The organism is Streptomyces sp. NPDC050528, assembly GCF_044457795.1.
In the GTDB taxonomy this organism is placed as follows: domain Bacteria; phylum Actinomycetota; class Actinomycetes; order Streptomycetales; family Streptomycetaceae; genus Streptomyces.
Genome location: NZ_JBITHH010000017.1, coordinates 207,113 through 223,763, shown reverse-complemented (window position 1 = coordinate 223,763; position 16,651 = coordinate 207,113). Strand labels below are relative to the sequence as shown.

Annotated in this window: 14 protein-coding genes and 1 tRNA gene; 6 read left to right on the top strand and 9 right to left on the bottom strand. The window is 70.3% G+C overall.

Features of this window, described 5'->3' with window-relative positions; genetic code table 11:
* Positions 1–44 precede the first annotated feature (44 nt).
* The 3 genes from ACIBK4_RS43955 to ACIBK4_RS43945 all read right to left on the bottom strand — a co-directional run bounded on the left by ACIBK4_RS43955 (position 45) and on the right by ACIBK4_RS43945 (position 2,771).
* Positions 45–118: transfer RNA gene (locus tag ACIBK4_RS43955), tRNA-Met, on the bottom strand.
* Between the two features lie 52 nt (positions 119–170).
* On the bottom strand, positions 171–1,376 hold the full coding sequence (locus tag ACIBK4_RS43950) for an alginate lyase family protein (RefSeq protein ID WP_399004617.1): 1,206 nt from the start codon (positions 1,374–1,376) through the stop codon (positions 171–173).
* Positions 1,377–1,631: 255 nt separating this feature from the next.
* Positions 1,632–2,771: a dihydrofolate reductase family protein gene (locus tag ACIBK4_RS43945; protein ID WP_399004615.1), complete on the bottom strand. Its 1,140-nt coding sequence runs from the start codon at positions 2,769–2,771 to the stop codon at positions 1,632–1,634.
* A 102-nt stretch (positions 2,772–2,873) separates the two neighbouring features.
* On the opposite strand from ACIBK4_RS43945, the gene ACIBK4_RS43940 reads away from it, so the two are divergent.
* From ACIBK4_RS43940 to ACIBK4_RS43920, 5 genes are all read left to right on the top strand, one after another.
* Positions 2,874–3,371, top strand: coding sequence for a MarR family winged helix-turn-helix transcriptional regulator (locus ACIBK4_RS43940; protein ID WP_399004613.1), 498 nt, complete (start codon positions 2,874–2,876; stop codon positions 3,369–3,371).
* 147 nt (positions 3,372–3,518) lie between these two features.
* Positions 3,519–4,160 (top strand): GTP cyclohydrolase II, encoded by a 642-nt coding sequence (gene ribA / locus ACIBK4_RS43935; protein ID WP_399004611.1) that lies wholly within the window; start codon positions 3,519–3,521, stop codon positions 4,158–4,160.
* Positions 4,161–4,318: 158 nt separating this feature from the next.
* Positions 4,319–6,541 (top strand): MMPL family transporter, encoded by a 2,223-nt coding sequence (locus tag ACIBK4_RS43930; RefSeq protein ID WP_399004609.1) that lies wholly within the window; start codon positions 4,319–4,321, stop codon positions 6,539–6,541.
* 196 nt (positions 6,542–6,737) lie between these two features.
* Entirely contained in the window at positions 6,738–7,691 is a 954-nt protein-coding gene (locus ACIBK4_RS43925; RefSeq protein WP_399004607.1) for an SGNH/GDSL hydrolase family protein, read from the top strand.
* Between the two features lie 174 nt (positions 7,692–7,865).
* Positions 7,866–9,545 (top strand): carboxylesterase/lipase family protein, encoded by a 1,680-nt coding sequence (locus tag ACIBK4_RS43920; protein WP_399004605.1) that lies wholly within the window; start codon positions 7,866–7,868, stop codon positions 9,543–9,545.
* A 13-nt stretch (positions 9,546–9,558) separates the two neighbouring features.
* Here ACIBK4_RS43920 and ACIBK4_RS43915 read toward each other — a convergent pair whose 3' ends face one another.
* From ACIBK4_RS43915 to ACIBK4_RS43895, 5 genes are all read right to left on the bottom strand, one after another.
* A complete protein-coding gene (locus ACIBK4_RS43915; RefSeq protein ID WP_399004603.1) occupies positions 9,559–10,755 on the bottom strand; it encodes an FtsX-like permease family protein in 1,197 nt (398 codons plus the stop codon).
* On the bottom strand, positions 10,752–11,465 hold the full coding sequence (locus tag ACIBK4_RS43910; protein WP_399004601.1) for an ABC transporter ATP-binding protein: 714 nt from the start codon (positions 11,463–11,465) through the stop codon (positions 10,752–10,754). The genes ACIBK4_RS43915 and ACIBK4_RS43910 overlap by 4 nt, the downstream gene beginning before the upstream one ends.
* Positions 11,466–11,511: 46 nt before the next feature.
* Entirely contained in the window at positions 11,512–13,203 is a 1,692-nt protein-coding gene (locus ACIBK4_RS43905) for a hypothetical protein (RefSeq protein ID WP_399004599.1), read from the bottom strand.
* A gap of 4 nt (positions 13,204–13,207) precedes the next feature.
* A complete protein-coding gene (locus tag ACIBK4_RS43900; protein ID WP_399004597.1) occupies positions 13,208–13,672 on the bottom strand; it encodes a hypothetical protein in 465 nt (154 codons plus the stop codon).
* A 231-nt stretch (positions 13,673–13,903) separates the two neighbouring features.
* Complete coding sequence (locus tag ACIBK4_RS43895; RefSeq protein ID WP_399004595.1) at positions 13,904–14,623, bottom strand: leucine-rich repeat domain-containing protein; 720 nt, start codon at positions 14,621–14,623, stop codon at positions 13,904–13,906.
* A 50-nt stretch (positions 14,624–14,673) separates the two neighbouring features.
* On the opposite strand from ACIBK4_RS43895, the gene ACIBK4_RS43890 reads away from it, so the two are divergent.
* Complete coding sequence (locus ACIBK4_RS43890; RefSeq protein ID WP_399004593.1) at positions 14,674–15,165, top strand: hypothetical protein; 492 nt, start codon at positions 14,674–14,676, stop codon at positions 15,163–15,165.
* 78 nt (positions 15,166–15,243) lie between these two features.
* On the opposite strand, the gene ACIBK4_RS43885 is transcribed toward ACIBK4_RS43890, so the two are convergent.
* Positions 15,244–16,485, bottom strand: a complete 1,242-nt coding sequence (locus ACIBK4_RS43885) for a serine hydrolase domain-containing protein (RefSeq protein WP_399004591.1) — start codon at positions 16,483–16,485, stop codon at positions 15,244–15,246.
* Positions 16,486–16,651: the final 166 nt, after the last annotated feature.

Here is a 16,651-nt window from a genome sequence, read left to right as displayed (position 1 = left end):
CCTAGGGCCGGAATCCATTTCTGGATTCCGGCCCTAGGCCTTAGTAGCGGGGACAGGATTTGAACCTGCGACCTCTGGGTTATGAGCCCAGCGAGCTACCGAGCTGCTCCACCCCGCGCCGTTGTGATTGCAACTATACGCCATTCGCGGGGTCCGATGTCACACAGGTTTCAGTCGGCGGTGTTACCGGCGTGCGTGAGGGTCTCCCAGGAGACGAAGAGGTCGTCGCTGCCGGCCGGGCGGGTGGACTCGACGAGCTTGTCCGCGGCGGGCACCTTCACGCCGAGCCGGCCCTCCAGGTGGTTGACGGCGACCTCCAGGTCGGGGCCCATGTTCCGGTCGACCTTGCCGCCGCACAGCCAGGCGGGCGCGGGCTCGCCGAGCTGGTAGCGGGCGTGGAATTCGAGCGCCGCCTTGAGCCGGTCCTTGACGCCGTCGTAGAGGTCGACGCCCTGGTGCCAGGCGGTCTCGGCGATGTGCGCGGTGGCCGCCAGCGAGTACCCGACGTGCTTGAAGTTGCGGCAGGTCTCCTGCGCGACGCCGTCCCGGAACGTCGTCTGCTTGAACCAGTACGTCGTCAGTTTCTGCGGGGTGGTGACCTTCGAGCCCACCGGGGTGAGCGGCACCTTGCCGTCCTTGGCGAGGTAGAAGTAGGCGGGCACGCGGTCGCGGAAGCGTTTGACGGCCGCGTCGAACGCCTTGTGGTCGTCGAGGAAGACGGCGATGCCCATCGCCGCGTCCGTCATCGCGAGGTCCCAGTTGCCGTTGTAGTCCGGCAGGTCCTTGGTGACCTCAGGCTCGTAGGCGGTACGCAGCATCGTCCCGAACCGCTTGACCCGGTCCGCCGGCCAGCCCGCGCCGGGCGCGTACCGCACGATCTCCGCCGCCCGCGCCCAGGTCGACCCCGCCCACGCGGTCTGCAGCCCCGCGTCGTCGGAGGTGTGCTCCTTCATCTTCGCCGACCAGTCGTCCATGATCTCCCGCGCCTTCAGCGCGTGATGCTGCTTGCCGGTGATGCTGAAGAGCAGGGCCTGCGTGTACGCCGCGATCGCGTCCTCGCGCTCCTCGACACAACCGTGCGCGGCCTTGCCGTTCCAGGGGCAGTCGACGTCCGCGTACGGCTTCGCCGTGTACTTGTACGACCCGTACTTGCTGTCCCGCATCCCGAAGTACGCCTTCAGCCAGGGTTGCTTGCCGGCGGTCACGTTCTTGCGTACGGCGTCCAGCTGGGCCTTGCTGACGAGGACTCCGGGGTGCGTGAACGCGGCGCTTGCGGGGAGCGCCCTTGCCATGGTTCGGGTACCGGTGTCCGTCGATCCGCACGAGGCGAGTAGTCCTACGGCTACGGACGCGCCCAGCACCGCGACTGCCCTCATGTGTCCTACCTCCGCGTTGTCCTCCGCACCGGTTCTTTGTGAGCGTGACTCGGTGGGCGGTGGGGTGCAGGATTTGATGGGCCGATTGGTCGTGGTGGGCGGGCGGTGTTGGGGTGGGCGTCCCTGGGGGCTCCGCCCCCAGACCCCCATCGGCCCTGAAGGGGCCTCGTCCTCAAACGCCGGACGGGCTGATTTTGTGGGCCTTGCCGAAGAGCTGCCGGACGGGCTGACTTTTGCCGACCGGCATCAAAGAACTCACCCCAGCAGATGCCCGTTCGGTGCCTTCGCTCGCTCCTCGTACTCCGGGAGTACGACCACGGTCACCCCCCGCGCGGCCAGCGCCCCGCTCCCGTCCGCACCCTCCACGAACGTGTCCGGCTCGCGCCAGGCGGTCACCACTCTCCGCACACCCGCGTCGAGGATCAGCTGGGCGCAGGGCTTGGGGCGGGAGGCGCGATGAGTGCAGGGTTCGAGGCTCGTGTAGACCGTGGCCGTCGGGAGGCGCGGGTCTGCGGGGTCCAGCTTGGCCAGTGCCGCCTCCTCCGCGTGGACCACCGGGTCGCCCGCCTCGCGGGAGTGGCCCCGGGACAACTCCGTGCCGTCCTCCGCCACCACCACCGCGCCGACGCTGAACGCCGTCTCCGAGGGCGGGCAGTCCGCCGCCAGGTCGCAGGCGAGGGCGAGCCAGTGGCGGTCTGCGGCGGAGGGGAGGGTGTCGGTGCCGGGGGCGGTGGGCTCGTAGCGCATGAGTACTACGTCTTCGATGGGGCGGGTCTCCAGCAGGCGCAGGCGGCCGGGCTGGTAGCTGCCCGGGCCGAAGAGGCGGGGGGCCTTGTCGTCGCCCACGAACAGGGGGGACAGGACCAGGTGGAGTTCGTCGGCCAGGCCCTGTTGGAGGAGTTGGGTGTGGATCGTGCCGCCGCCCTCGACCATCAGGCGGTCAACTCCCCTTACCGTGTGCAGGTGTTCAAGGAGGGCTCGCCAGTCGAGGTCCGGGCCGAGCGACACCACGTCCGCCGCCAGGGCCAGTTCGTGTGCCCGGTCGGCGCCCCCGTCGGTCGTATAGACGAGCTTTTCGCCGCCTGTGTGCCAGAAGTTGGCCGTCGGGTCGAGGTCGCCGGAGGCGGTGACCGTGACCTTGAGGGGGTACTCGGGCTTGCCCTGGGCGACCCGACTCGCCCTGCGCTCAGGGGAGTTGACCAGGAGGCGGGGGTTGTCCGCGCGGATCGTGCCGGCGCCGATGAGGATCGCGTCGACCGATGCCCGGACCTCGTCGACGCGGTCGAAGTCGGCCGGGCTGGAGAGGAGCAGCCGGTCGGGGCCGGTGTCGTCGAGGTAGCCGTCGAGGGAGACGGCGGCGGACAGCAGGACGTACGGGACGTACGGGTGGGGCATCGACGCGCTCTCTCTCCGAGGCGGGCGGGGCTGGATGGCACGGCGGGGCTGGGTGGAGTGGCGGGGCTTGGTTCAAGTTTGAAACAAAACTACACTGGGGGCATGACGACTCGCTGGCTCACCGCCGAGGAGCAGCGCGCCTGGCGCGCGTACATCGCCGCGACGCACCTCCTGGAGGACGCGATCGACCGGCAGCTCCAGCAGGACGCCGGCATGCCCCACCTGTACTACTCCATCCTCGCCAATCTCTCCGAGGTGCCGGACCGGCGGCTGCGGATGACCGACCTCGCCGAGAAGTCGAAGATCACCCGGAGCCGGCTGACGTACGCCGTGACCCGGCTGGAGAAGGACGGGCTGGTGCGGCGGGAGGGGTGCCCGAGCGACAAGCGCGGCAGTACCGCCGTCCTGACCGACGAGGGGATGGCCGTGCTGGAGCGTACGGCGCCGGGCCATGTCGAGACCGTACGGGCCGCGATCTTCGATCACCTCACCCCGGAGCAGGTGGGGCAGCTGGAGGAGATCAGCGCCGGGATCGTGCGGGCGCTGGAGGAGCCGCAGGACGTGCCGTGGCGCCGCCGCTCCACGCCTTCGTGTTCGTAGACCGTCCGACGTTCGTGACCCGTCCCACAATTCTGTTGCTTCAAATTTAAAGCATGAGGTAGTGTCCGTCATCGTGGAGGTGCTTCAAAACTGAAGCACCTCACCGACGCACATCCGCGTACCTGCCGCCGGACCACGGAGACCCGCATGCCCGACTTCCCCGCCGCCACCCCGCGTGCCCGCGTCCGGGTACCGCTGCGCTTCCAGGACGGCTACGGCGTCGACGCCGAACTCGTCACCTTCCACGGCCTGACCGACGGCCAGGAACACGTGGCCGTCGTCCTCGGCGACCCCGCCCCCGGCACCACCCCGCTGGTCCGGCTGCATTCCGAGTGCCTCACCGGCGATGTCTTCGGCTCGGCCCGCTGCGACTGCGGACCCCAGCTGCGCGAGGCCGTCGAGCGCATCGCCGAGCGCGGCGGTGTCCTGCTGTACCTGCGCCAGGAGGGCCGCGGCATCGGCCTCTACAACAAGCTCGACGCGTACGCCCTCCAGGACCAGGGCCTCGACACGTACGCCGCGAACACCGCGCTGGGCCTGCCCGAGGACGCCCGTGACTACACGGCCGCCGCGCAGATGCTCACCGCCCTCGGCATCACGTCGCTCGACCTGCTCTCCAACAACCCTGACAAGGCGGACCAGTTGCGCGGTCTCGGCATCGACGTCCACGACCGCGTGCCGACCGGTGTGTTCACCACCCCGCACAACGTCCGGTATCTACGCGCGAAGGTCCTCCAGACCCAACACACGTTGCCACTGGGCCAGTTGACCGAGCTGAACGTCGGCTGAAGCAACCTGACGCGCTCACGGATGGTGTAGCGGGCTACACCAACCATTCGGGAGGGCACTCCCTCGTGCCGTAGGGCCGCCGACGGAAGGCTTGAGACCACGATCACGCACTTGATCTGGATCTCGACCGACCGCCGACGTGGAGGCCTTCCCCAGCCATGGCAACTCTCCTGTATCGCTTGGGCCGTGTGGCCTTCCGGTGGCGCTGGTTCGTCACCCTGTTGTGGGTGGCGGTCCTCGGCGCCGTCGGGTTCGCGGCCACCAAGGCCCCCGCCGCCCCGGACGACGGCTTCACGATGCCCGGCATCGAGTCGCAGCGCGCCTTCGACCTGCTGGAACAGCGCTTCCCCGGCACGGCGGCGGACGGCGCGAGCGCCCGGATCGTCTTCGTCGCCCCGAACGGCGAGAAGGTCACCGCGACCGAGAACAGGGCGGCGATCGAGAAGCTGGTCACGGAGGCGGCCGACGGTTCCCAAGTCGCCTCCGCCGTCGACCCGTTCACCGCGAAGGCGGTGAGCAAGGACGCGTCCACGGCGTACTCCACCGTCACCTTCAAGGTGAAGGCCGACGACCTCACCGGCGCCGCCAAGACCCACCTGGAACGGGCCATCGACACCGCCCGGGACGCGGGCCTGACCGTCGAGGTCGGCGGTGACGCCCTCGCCACCCAGCCGGCCGCCGGCGGCAGCGCGGAGGCGATCGGCATCGCGATAGCCGCCGTGGTCCTGCTGATCACCTTCGGTTCGCTGGCCGCGGCCGGACTGCCCCTCCTCACCGCGATCATCGGCGTCGCCATCAGCATGTCCGGGGTCCTCGCCCTGGGCAGCACGTTCGGCCTCTCCGAGACCACCGGCACGCTGGCCACGATGCTCGGCCTGGCCTGCGGAATCGACTACGCGCTGTTCGTCGTCTCCCGCTATCGGGAGGAGCGGGAGAAGGGTCACGCGCCGCGCGAAGCGGCGGGGCTGGCCGCCGGTACGGCGGGTTCGGCAGTGGTGTTCGCCGGGCTGACCGTCGTCATCGCCCTGGCCGGTCTGTCGGTGGTCGGCATCCCGATGCTGACGAAGATGGGCCTCGCGGCGGCCGGCGCGGTCCTGCTGGCCGTCCTGATCTGCCTCACCCTGGTCCCCGCCCTCCTCGGCTTCTGGCCGAACGCCGTGCTCTCGCGCCGCGACCGGAAGAACCGGAAGAAGAAGGAGAAGGCCGCGCGGGCCAACGGCGAGAACGGCGGCAGCCGTTGGGCACGCCTGGTCGTCCGCCGCCCGATCCCCGTCCTGCTGCTCGGCGTCGTCGGTCTCGGCGCGATGGCGCTGCCCGCCCTGAACCTCCAACTCGGCATGCCCGGCGACGAGTCCAAGTCCACCGCCACCACCGAACGCCGTGCCTACGACGACCTCGCCCAGGGCTTCGGCCCCGGCTTCAACGGCCCCCTGACCATCGTCGTGGACGCCAAGAAGGCCGACGACGCGAAGAGCGCCGTAGCGACGATTTCAAAGGAGATCGCGGCCACGGACGGAGTGGTCTCGGTCTCGCCCGCCCGCTTCAACTCGGCCGGTGACACAGCGGTGTTCGCCGCGACCCCGGCCACCAGCCCCACCGACGAGAAGACCAAGCAGCTCGTCCAGACGATCCGCGACGAACGGGCCGGCATCGAGTCCGGTACGGCGGGCGCGAACTTCGAGGTCACCGGCACCACCGCGCTGAACATCGACGTGGCGCAGAAGGTGCAGGACGCGCTGATTCCGTACCTGGCACTGGTGGTTGGCCTGGCGATCGTCCTCCTGCTCCTCGTCTTCCGCTCCCTCCTCGTACCGCTGAAGGCGGCGCTCGGCTTCCTGCTCTCCGTGCTCGCGGCGCTCGGCGCGGTCGTGGCGGTCTTCCAACAGGGCCACTTGGCCTCGCTGTTGGGCGTCGATCAGACCGGTCCGATCATGAGCCTCATGCCGATCTTCCTGGTGGGCATCGTCTTCGGACTCGCCATGGACTACGAGGTGTTCCTGGTCTCCCGGATGCGCGAGGCCTACGTCCACGGGGACGGGCCCGGTCAGGCGGTCGTCTCGGGGTTCCGGCACAGCGCCCGGGTGGTCGTGGCCGCCGCGCTGATCATGATGGCGGTGTTCTCGGGCTTCATCGGCGCGGGCGCCTCGATGATCAAGATGATCGGCTTCGGGCTGGCCATCGCGGTGCTGTTCGACGCGTTCGTCGTCCGGATGGCGATCGTGCCGGCCGTCCTCGCCCTGCTGGGCAACAAGGCCTGGTACCTGCCGAGTTGGCTCGACCGGGTCCTGCCCCGCATGGACGTCGAGGGCGAGGCCCTGACCCGCAAGGTCCCGGCACCGGCCGCCGACACCCCGACCGCCCGGCTCACCGCGGTCCCTTAAGGACCCCCAGACCGGGGCCGCCGAGAGCGGTGGCGGCCCCGCGGTGCCGGATCCCGTGGGGACGGGGACCGGCACACGTCCCGGGCCCGGCGACGGGGCACTCCCCCCGCCTGTCGCCGGGCCCGCGGACGTCCACACCGCACCGCGTCACCCACCTCAACGAGTCACCGACTCGCCCACCAGAGAGGGCACTTCGATGAAAACCTCCGTACAGGCCGGAGTGGCCGGGCTCCTCGCCTGCGGCACGCTGCTCACCGTCGTCCTGGTGGCCCGAGACGGCGGCGACGACAGCGACGGCCACACCGGCATCGCCTACTCGTCCCCGACGAAGGGCCCGTACGTGGCCCTGGGCGACTCCTACACGGCCGCCCCCGGCATCACCGACCCCACCGGCACCCCCGCCGGCTGCGACCGCTCCAGCGGCAACTACCCGGCCCTCGTCGCCGCCGAACTCGGCCTGAAGGGACGGGACTTCCGCGACGTGAGCTGCAGCGGCGCCACGACCACCGACCTCACCGGTTCGCAGCACACGGACGACGGCACCAACTCCCCCCAGCTCAGGGCGATTTCCTCCACCACCCGGCTGATCACCATCGGCATCGGCGGCAACGACATCGGCTTCAGCTCGATGATCAAACGGTGCGTGGCGATGGGCGCGCTGTACGAAATGACGGGCAGCGGCAAGTACATCGCCGAGGACGCGCCCTGCGAACGCAACTACGTCAACGGCGACTCCGACGCGGTGAAGGCGAAGATCGCCACGGCGGGCGACCGCCTCACCCGCATCCTGACCGAGGTCGGGCGCCGCGCCCCCGAGGCCCGGGTCTACGTCGTCTCGTACCCGGCGCTCCTGCCCTCCGACGGCGCCGACTGCGGCCGGGACATGTCCCTCGCCCCCGGCGACGTGACCTTCCTCCGCGAGAAGGAGCAACAGCTCAACTCCATGCTGCGCCAACGGGCTTCGGAGGCGGGCGTCGGCTACGTCGACACGTACACCCCCTCCAAGGACCACAACGCCTGCACGGCGAAGGACACCCGCTGGATCGAACCCCTCGTACCGCAGAACCCGGCGGCACCGGTGCACCCGAACGCGCGGGGTGAGCGGGGCATGGCGGACGCGGTACTGCACACGCTCAAGTCGGCGCTGTAGGACGGTTGTTCCCGCTCCACTGTTGGGCGGCCGTTCAGGCTCCGAGGTGTCAACCCGCAGGTACGCAACCTAAGTTGCACCTGTGGGCACTGTGAGTCACGACAACTCCCTAGGCCGTACCGCCGGCCCCGGCACAGCATGAGGCCACTCGTCCTCAAGTGATCGGGAGACCCAGTGAATTCCTCCCCCACCGGTACCGGCCGCCGCGACTTCCTAGGCCGCACGGCGGCCGCCACGGCCGGCGCGACCTTGCTGAGCACCCTGCCCTCAACCCCGGCATCAGCCACCCCACGCAACGCCGCCGGCCACCCGGTCAGAACCCAGTCCGGCCTGGTCACGGGCACCGCGGCCGCCCTCCCCGGCGTCACCGTCTACAAGGGCATCCCGTACGCCGCCTCCACCGCGGGCGAGAACCGCTGGCGCGCCCCGCAACCCCCCGCCTCCTGGCAGGGCGTCCGCAAGGCCGACACCTGGGGCGCCGCCTGCCCCCAGCCGGTCACGGGCATCACGGCCGACAAGGTCCCCCCACTGAGCGAGGACTGCCTGAACCTCAACATCTGGACGGCGGCGGGGAGTTCAGGGTCCTCCCGCGCCCTCCGCCCGGTCTTCGTCTGGATCTACGGCGGCCGCAACAGCGCCATGTGGGCCTCGCAGCCGGTGTACGACGGGGCGAACCTGGCGGCCAAGGGCGCGGTGGTGGTGACGTACAACCACCGTGTGGGCGCCTTCGGCAACCTCGCGCATCCGGCGCTGAGTTCGGAGGGCGGGCACGGTGGTTCAGGGAACTGGGGTGTGCAGGACACGGTGGCCGCGCTGAAGTGGATCCGCCGCAACATCGCCGCGTTCGGGGGCGATCCGGAACGGGTGACGCTGGCGGGCTGGTCGCACGGCTCGTCGTTCGTGAACATCCTGATGATCTCGAAGCTGGCGCGGGGCCTGTTCCACCGGGCGCTGCTGTCGGCGGGCGTGCAGTACACCAAGGACCCGGCGCTGGGCCATGTGGCGGGCGGCTACGCCCAGTTGGCGGCGGCGGAGGCCAACGGCACGGCATTCGCCACGTACATGGGCGCGTCCACCCTGGCCGACCTGCGCGCCCTGCCGGCCGACGACATCGTGACCAAGGTGTACGCACCGGGCGCCCCGGCGGCGGGCACGAGCTTCGGCAACGTACTCGACGGCTACGTCCTCCCGAAGTCGTACACGGCCGCGATGAAGTCCCGTACGGAGTACGACATCCCGGTCCTCACCGGCAACAACAAGGACGAGAACGGCGCGTCACCGACGCTGACGATGACGGTCGCGGCGTACGAGGCGTACGCGACAACGACGTTCGGAGATCGGGCGGCGGACTTCCTGTCCCTCTACCCCGCGACGACGGACGCGGAGGCGGCAGCCCAGTACAACAACTACGCCCGCGACGAGGAGCGGGTCTCCACGTTCCTCTGGGGCACACAGTTCCGCGTGACGGCCGCCAACCGCAGCCCCGTCTACACCTACTGGTGGACCCACGTCCCCCCGGGCCACGACACCACCAACCCGATCGAACCGGCGGACGGCGCGGGCGCCTACCACGGCGCCGAGAAGTACTACTTCTTCGGCAACCTGTACGGCACGGACCGCCCCTGGACGGCCACGGACTACGCCATCGCCGACCGCACGTCGTCGTACGTAGCGAACTTCGTGGCCACGGGGAACCCGAACGGCCACGGGCTCCCGGCCTGGCCTGCGTTGCGGACGTCGAGGCCGCAGTCGATGGAGTTGGGCGACCATTTCGCACCGCTCCCGGCGGCGGACTCGGGGGCCAAGTATGCGTTTCTGAAGGGGTACTTGGAGTCTCAGGTGACGGAGTACTGAGCGCGGAGTTGGGTCAGCTGTGGGCTCGTGCGGTGAGATAGGGGTCCCGGCGGAGGGCTTCTCGGCTGCCGAAGAGGGTGCCGACGGCCAGGCCGGCAGCGGGCAGCAGCAGTGCCGCTCCGGCCCAGGCCGGCCCGGGCAGGGCGTCCGTGACGGTGATGGGCAGGCCGAGCACATCGCTGAGCGGGCCGGCCAGCGACGCGGACAACGCCGTGCCGACGACCGCGCCGAGCACCCCGGCCACGCCGCCGGAGAGCACGGCTTCGCCGAGCAGGATCCGGCGTAGTTCGGACCGTCCGGAACCGAGGATCCGCAGGACGGCGAACTGGCCGATCCGTGCCCGCGCGCTGTCCGCGGCCCGCACGACACCGAGCGCGAGGGCGCCCAGCGCCAGGACCAGTACGCCGATGCGCATCGCGAGGTCCGCCGCACCGAACAGGCCGGGCAGGTTGCGGACCCGGTCGGAGACAGCGGAGGCCGAAAACCCCTTGTTCTGCAGGGATTTGGTGACCGCGGCCACCTGTCGTTGGTGCTCGACCACCACGACGGCGGACTGCGCACCCTCCCGGTTCCGGAAGGCTTCCGCCGATTGGCCGGAGCGTGCCGCGGCCAGCAACGCGGCGATGTCCTGCGAGAGATAGGCGGCGCCCGGTCCGTCGGCCTGCCAACTCGGGTCGTACAGGGCGACGATCTTCAACTTGATCACAGCGCTGGTGCCGGACGCGGCGCCCGTCGCCCTGGTGTACCCGAAGGCAACGGACCGGCCGAGGAGGGGCGCGAAGTCGGTTCCCTGCGCGGTGGCGGGCAGCACGACCTCGTCCGGGCCGAGCGACGCGGAGACCTTCCCCTTGGTGACCGGCAGATCGTCACCGGGTGTCAGGGTGTGGCTCGCCAGGTCGTACGTCCCGTTCTCCTCGGCGTACAGCACGGAGGAGTAGTCGGCGACGACCTGCCGAACTCCCTTTACCCGTACGGCTTCCCGCAGCGCCGAGGTGGTGAGCGGGCGGACCGACGCGTCGCCCTCGAACGAGGAGAGTTCGATCTGCGTGAGCCCGCCGGACCCCAGTACGTCCCGCTCCACGGCACCGGCGGCACCGGCCGCGACCCCGGCGGACGTCGTCAGCAGCGCGGCCAGGACCGTGAGGGTGGGCAGTGCCCGGCGCAGCGAACGCCCGTCGCGCTTCCAGGTGTAGAGACTCCAGCGGCTCATCCCAGCGTCTCCCTACGGGCACTTCCCTGCCGAAGGTCCTGTTCGCCGACGTGCGACAGCACACCGTCGTCCAGCACATAGCGCTGGTCGCAGGCCTCGGCGACGGCGGAGGCGTGCGTGACGAGCAGTACGGCCGCGCCCCGTTCCGCGCACGAACGCAGCGCATCCATCACGGAGTCGGCGTTCTTCGGGTCCAGTCCCGAGGTCGGCTCGTCGGCGAGGACGAGCAGCGGTTCCTTCACGGCCGCCCGGGCCACCGCGATGCGTTGCCGCTGGCCGCCGGAGAGTTCGGTGACCGGGGAGTCGACCAGGTGCGCCATGCCGAGGTCGCCGAGCATCGCCAGGGCCGCCGTACGGTGCCGGGACAGCCGTGGCCCGAAGGCGGCGGCGACGTTCTCCCAGGCGTTGAGGAACGAGAGGAGCCCGAGGTCCTGCAGCACGATGCCGATCGAGCGCAGGCGTAGCGCGTCCCGGCCGGCGGGTGACAGTGCCCCGGTGTCCGTGCCGGCGATGTGGAGAGAGCCCGCGCTCGGCGAGAGGATGAGCCCGAGAAGGGCGAGCAGGGTGCTCTTGCCCGAACCGGACGGCCCCTCGACGGCGGCCGTCGTTCCCGCCCGGAGCGTGAGATCCGCCCGGCTCAGACCACCACCGGCCGCATATCTGAAGGCCAGGCCTTCGCCCAGGACGATGGGTGGGGAGGCGGTGTTCATACGGCGGGTGCCCTTCTGGGGTGGGGAGAGCGGGGCGGGTGCGGGCTCAGGCGAGGAGGTAGTACGCGGCTCTCGTGGCGTCGGCCGAGGCGGCTCCGCCCGGCGAGTCGGCGTACAGGTCGGGGAACTCGGCGTCGCGGTAGGGCGCCAGCAGTGCCGGAAGCTCGTTCCAGAAGCCCTGCGCGACGTTCTGGTCGGCGGCGAGGGCCGCCTGGACCGCGTCGGAGGCAGCCGCCAACTCTCCGTCGCGCAGGGCTCTTTGGGCCTGTGCGACGAGGTCGGTCCCCTCCGTCAGCCGTCGCGCCTGGGTCGTACACCCCGCGTCGGCGAGCACCGCCGCGACGCGCAGGGAACGGGAGGGGAGAGCGTCTCCCTCGTGCCGGGGCGACGCGACGGACGTGCGCGGACACCCCAGTCCAAACTCGGCACGCGCGGCCGTCGCGCCGTACCAACTGTGCTGGTTCTCCGTGGTCAGACGTGCCGGTACCGTGCGTTCGGCCGCTTCGGCCGCCCCCTTGTCGGCCTGCGGTCCGCAGGCCAGGGACAGCCGGTGACAGGTCATGGCGAGCAGCAGCCGGTCGGACGGATCGAGTCCGGGATCCGAGCCCAGCCGCTTCAGCCCGTTCCTCAGCCAGCCCGGTGTGCGCTGCTGTCCGCCACTGGCGGTCAGGGCCCGCGCGACGTTGTACGTGGCGGTCAGCGTGCCGAGTTGGGTCGGGGACTTGGCCACGAGACCGTCGGGCCGAACGGCCGCCGTCGGCGCGGGAATTGGCGGTGCCGACGAGTCGGACGCGCCGAGGGCGAGCGCCCGCCGGACCAGCCACCGGGTCTGGGTGTCGGGATCGTGCAGCGCGGGCAAGAGGCAGGCACGCGTCTGCCGTGTCAACTCCCGCCGCAGCAGGGCGGATGCGGCCCGCTGGATGGGTTCGAGTACGACGCAGTCGGCCCTCCGGAGATCGGCGTCGGCGTGCCGGAGGACGCGTGCGGCCCGGGCCCGCACACCGACGGCCCGCAGCGCCTCGACGGCGTACAACGCCGTTACGGGCCGGTCGACTTGAGCGGTGTCCGCCGCGAGACGCGTCAGCGCGGCGGGGGCCACCTGGTCGTCGCGGCCCAGGCAGGCCAAGGTCTGCAGGAAGGCGGCGCGGGTGGCGAGCGAGGTCGTGGCGTCGTCCCCGGGGTCCGGCGCCCGGAGATAGCCGAGCGCCTCGGTCTCGGCCCGCGTGAGGAGCCCCGCCCGTTTCAGGACGGCGGCCGCGTTGGTTGCCAGGGAGACTGCGGGGACGTCGGCGGCTCGGGAGGGTCGGGAGGGTCGGGAGGGTTCGGCGGCTTGGGAAGTGGCCGACAGTGACAGGCACACGTACTGCGCCCGCCAGGCGGGGGTGTCGAGCAGGTCGGTGCGGGCCAGTTGTGCCAGGGCGGCCGGCCGAATTCCGGGAACGGGCTTGCCGCCGGTCCGGTGTCCGGTGGGGAGCGCGGCTTCCAGGCGCCCGTACGCGGTCGGGTACAGCGCGGGGTCACGTCCGACCTCGGCGCGGGTGGCACGTACGAGATCGTTCGCTCCGCGCAGGGCGTCGAGCTGCGCGGCCAGTTCGGTGCCGGGCCGGTCGGGCCGCTCCACCGTTCCGCCGCCGAACATCGAGACGCCCAGGGCGGCTACCCCGGCGATCGCCGCGGCCGCGGTGACCACCGCACGGCGGCGACGCCCGGTACGACGTGGCAGGACGCTGTGTTCCATGTGCTCAGTCGTTCGCGCAGGCCGAGGCGAACGCCTTGACGCCGGACTTGAAGGCGCCGCCGTCGGAGCAGGTGGTGATGCTCGTGTTGAGCGAACCGTCGGGGTCGGCGATGCCGCTGACGTCGGCGATCCAGGTGTTCTGGTTGGTCCAGCTGACCTGGCGGGTGCTCTCGCTCACCTGAGTACCGCTGGGACTCAGCGCGAGCGTGGCCTGCCATCCGTTGGCCTTCACGGTCGCGGTGTTGCTGATCTTGCTGACCTTGTACTTCGCGTTGCCCTTCTTCGTCTTGGTGGACGTCTTGAAGGAGCACTTGTCGGCGTAGGCGTTGCACTGCCAGGCGGTGACCTCGATCTTCGCCCCCGTGCCGGGCAACGGTGTCGATCCGGAGTCGGAGATGGCCATGGTCGGCGCGGCCGTAGCCGCCGTCAGCAACGCGACCAGTCCTGTGGTCAGCAGGATCTTCTTCACCCGGTTATCCCCTTTTTCGTCCCCAACTGGGCGTCGAAATGTATATGTTGCGGGAATATCCACGAGTGACCGAAAAGTGCCGACAGACGTGTGCGAGATGTCCTGGATTCACAGAACGAGGTGCCCCTGGACGCCGCAACTCCCGTGTCCGCAAAGGAACCCGGCGACCGGTTTCAGCCATCACGATCCCGGCCCGTTTCACTCCTGAGGAGTAACGGAGACCGGACTCGTCTACCAGAGAACGACGCAGCCTCGCCGTTCCAACTCGGTCAACAGCGCTGCGGAGGGGACACATTCGTTCCACCGCAGGTCCAGCTTCTCCAGCGACGGCATCTCCACCACCCAGTCCGGCAGCAGGGTGAGGCGGTTGCTCCGGAGGTCGATCTGCCGCAGTCGGGGCAAGTCGGCCAGCACGTCCGGGAGTTGGGCGAGGGCGTTCTCCCGTAGATCCAGGTGGCGGAGTTCATGGAGGTCGGCCACGGACGACGGCAGGTGGGCGATCTCGTTGCCGCGCAGCCAGAGTTCGCGAAGGTTGCGGAGTTCGCCGATACCGGCGGGCAGTGTCGTCAACCCGTTGTGCTGTGCCCGGAGTTCGACGAGCCCCGCCATGCGACCGATGGCTTCGGGCAGGGCGGTGAGGGTGTTCTCGCCGACGTTGAGGTAGCGCAGCCGGGTCAAGTTCCCCAGGGCGTCGGGGAGTTCGGGCAACGCGTTGTCGTGCAGGTAGAGGCAGCCGTCGAGGGTGGTCAGGTCGCCGAGTTCGTCGGGGAGGGAGGTGAGGTGGTTGTGACCGAGGTCCAGGGTAGTCAGGCGGTGCAGGCGTCCGATCTCGGGCGGGAGGTCGGTGAGTGCATTGTCGGCGAGGATGAGGATCTGGAGTTCGGTGCGTTGCCAGACCGACTCCGGTACTTTGCCGAGCTGTTGACGCCATAGGTTCAGTACGTGTGGCACGACTTGCCCGCCTTTCTCGACAGCTCGGCGTACGAAGGGAACACGCGAACGTGACGACCCTCGCGGTGACCGGCCACATCGACCTCACCGAGGACAGCATCCCGCTGATCCGCGGCGCACTGGCCGACCTGCTCACCCGGTACACCACCGACGGCCGGCTCATCGGCGTCTCCTGCCTCGCCCAGGGCGCCGACTCCCTCTTCGCCGAGGCCGTCCTCGCCGCCGGCGGCCGCCTGATCGCCGTGATCCCCTCCCAGGACTATCGCCGACACAAGGTCGGGCCCGACCAGGCCCCCCTCTTCGACCACTTCGTCGAATCCGCCGAGGAAGTACTCGTACTCCCCCACGAAACGGCCAACCGTCAGGCCTACGAAGCCGCCAACACCGTCCTCCTCCGACGCGCCGACCGCCTCGTCGCCGTATGGAACGGCCAACCCCCCACCGGCAAGGGCGGCGGCACCGCCGACACCGTCCTCGAAGCGCGGGCGACCGGCATCCCCGTGGACGTCGTATGGCCGGAGGGCGCCGCGCGCCGAGGGTGAGGGCATTGCCCGCGCGGCGCGGAGTCAGCGGAGTCAGAGGAAGGCCTCGGTGCCTGCCGGCCAGGAATCCCCGATGGCTCAGCCCCCCGATCCCCCATCGGCCGGCGCCCCGGTGACGGCCTGCGTCTCCTGACCGATCATCTCCCGCAACGGCACGCCGTCGCGGTTGCCGAGGATGACGCCGACCCAGCCGGTGTCCGGGTAGATGTCCCAGTTGGCGGCGACACCGGGGTTGCCGCCGGCGCGCTGGTACATCCACTGGCCGCCGACGATGGAGACCGGAAGCCCGTACGCCCCGAACGAGGCCGGTCCTTGCGGGGTCCTGGCGGCGGTGAGCACGTCGGCCCACGGCCGGTCCAGCACCGTGCCGTCGCCCAGCGCGTGCGCGAACCGCACCAGATCCGGCGCCGTGGCGAAACCGCCGTCCCCGGGGGCGTCGATGAAGGCGCGGCCCGGATTCTTGCCGAGGACGTTCGGGTCCGGGCTGCTCACATCCAGGTTGCGGACGGCGTCCACCACGCTGCCGTCGGCCAACTCCATGTACGGGTGCGCGATGTGCCCGTCGGTGAGCCACCGCGGCCGCGTGAAGAACCCCGAGCCGGTCATCCCGCAGCGCGCGAAGACGTACTCCCGCACGTAGTCCCAGTACGACCGACCGCTCACCGCCTCCACGATCAGCGCGGCCAGCGTGACCTCCGCCTCCTCGTGGACGGTGTCGGGAACACCCGGAACACCCACCAACTTCGCCTGCCGCGCCCGCTGTTCGTAGTACGCGTGCACCTCGTCCCGGCTCCGGAAGACCCGTTCTACGTCTTCGTCCGCGACGTCCAGCCCAGAGGTGCCGGACAACAGGTGGTGGACGGTCACCTGCTCGGCGACGTCCTTGGCGAGGCCCGTCAGATGCGTCCCCACCGGGTCCGACAGCCTCACCTTGCCCGCCTGCACCAACTGCAGAACGGCCACCGCCCCGAACGGCTTCCCCGCCGAACCGAGGCTGAACGCGACGCCCTGGTGATGGGCGATCCCCCTCTCCTCGTCGGCCATCCCGTAGCTGCGCGCGAGCACCGTCCGGCCCCGGTGCGACAACAGCACGACACCGGAGAACTTGCCGTCGGCGGCCAACTTCGCGACGTACCGGTCGTAGGCCCCGCCGGGCCGGGTGTCGGCCGGGATCGCATCGGTCGAACCTTGACCGGCCGACTCGGCGTAACCGGGCTGCGCCCCCGCCGACGACGCCCCCGCCACCACCCCCACGGCCCCCAGCCCACCCCACCCGAGCAACCGCCGCCGATCGACACCACGTACGGAATCCGACACCACGCCCACGCCCCTTCCCCGAGGAACGAACCGACCGTCGGTGCACGGTGGTTCATGGGTCCACCGAAGTCGGGGGGCGGTTGCGGGGGTGTATGCGCTTTTCGATACGTCGGCGATACGCGCAAGAATCTGCATGGCGACGATAAAAATCGACACTGTGTAGACTTTG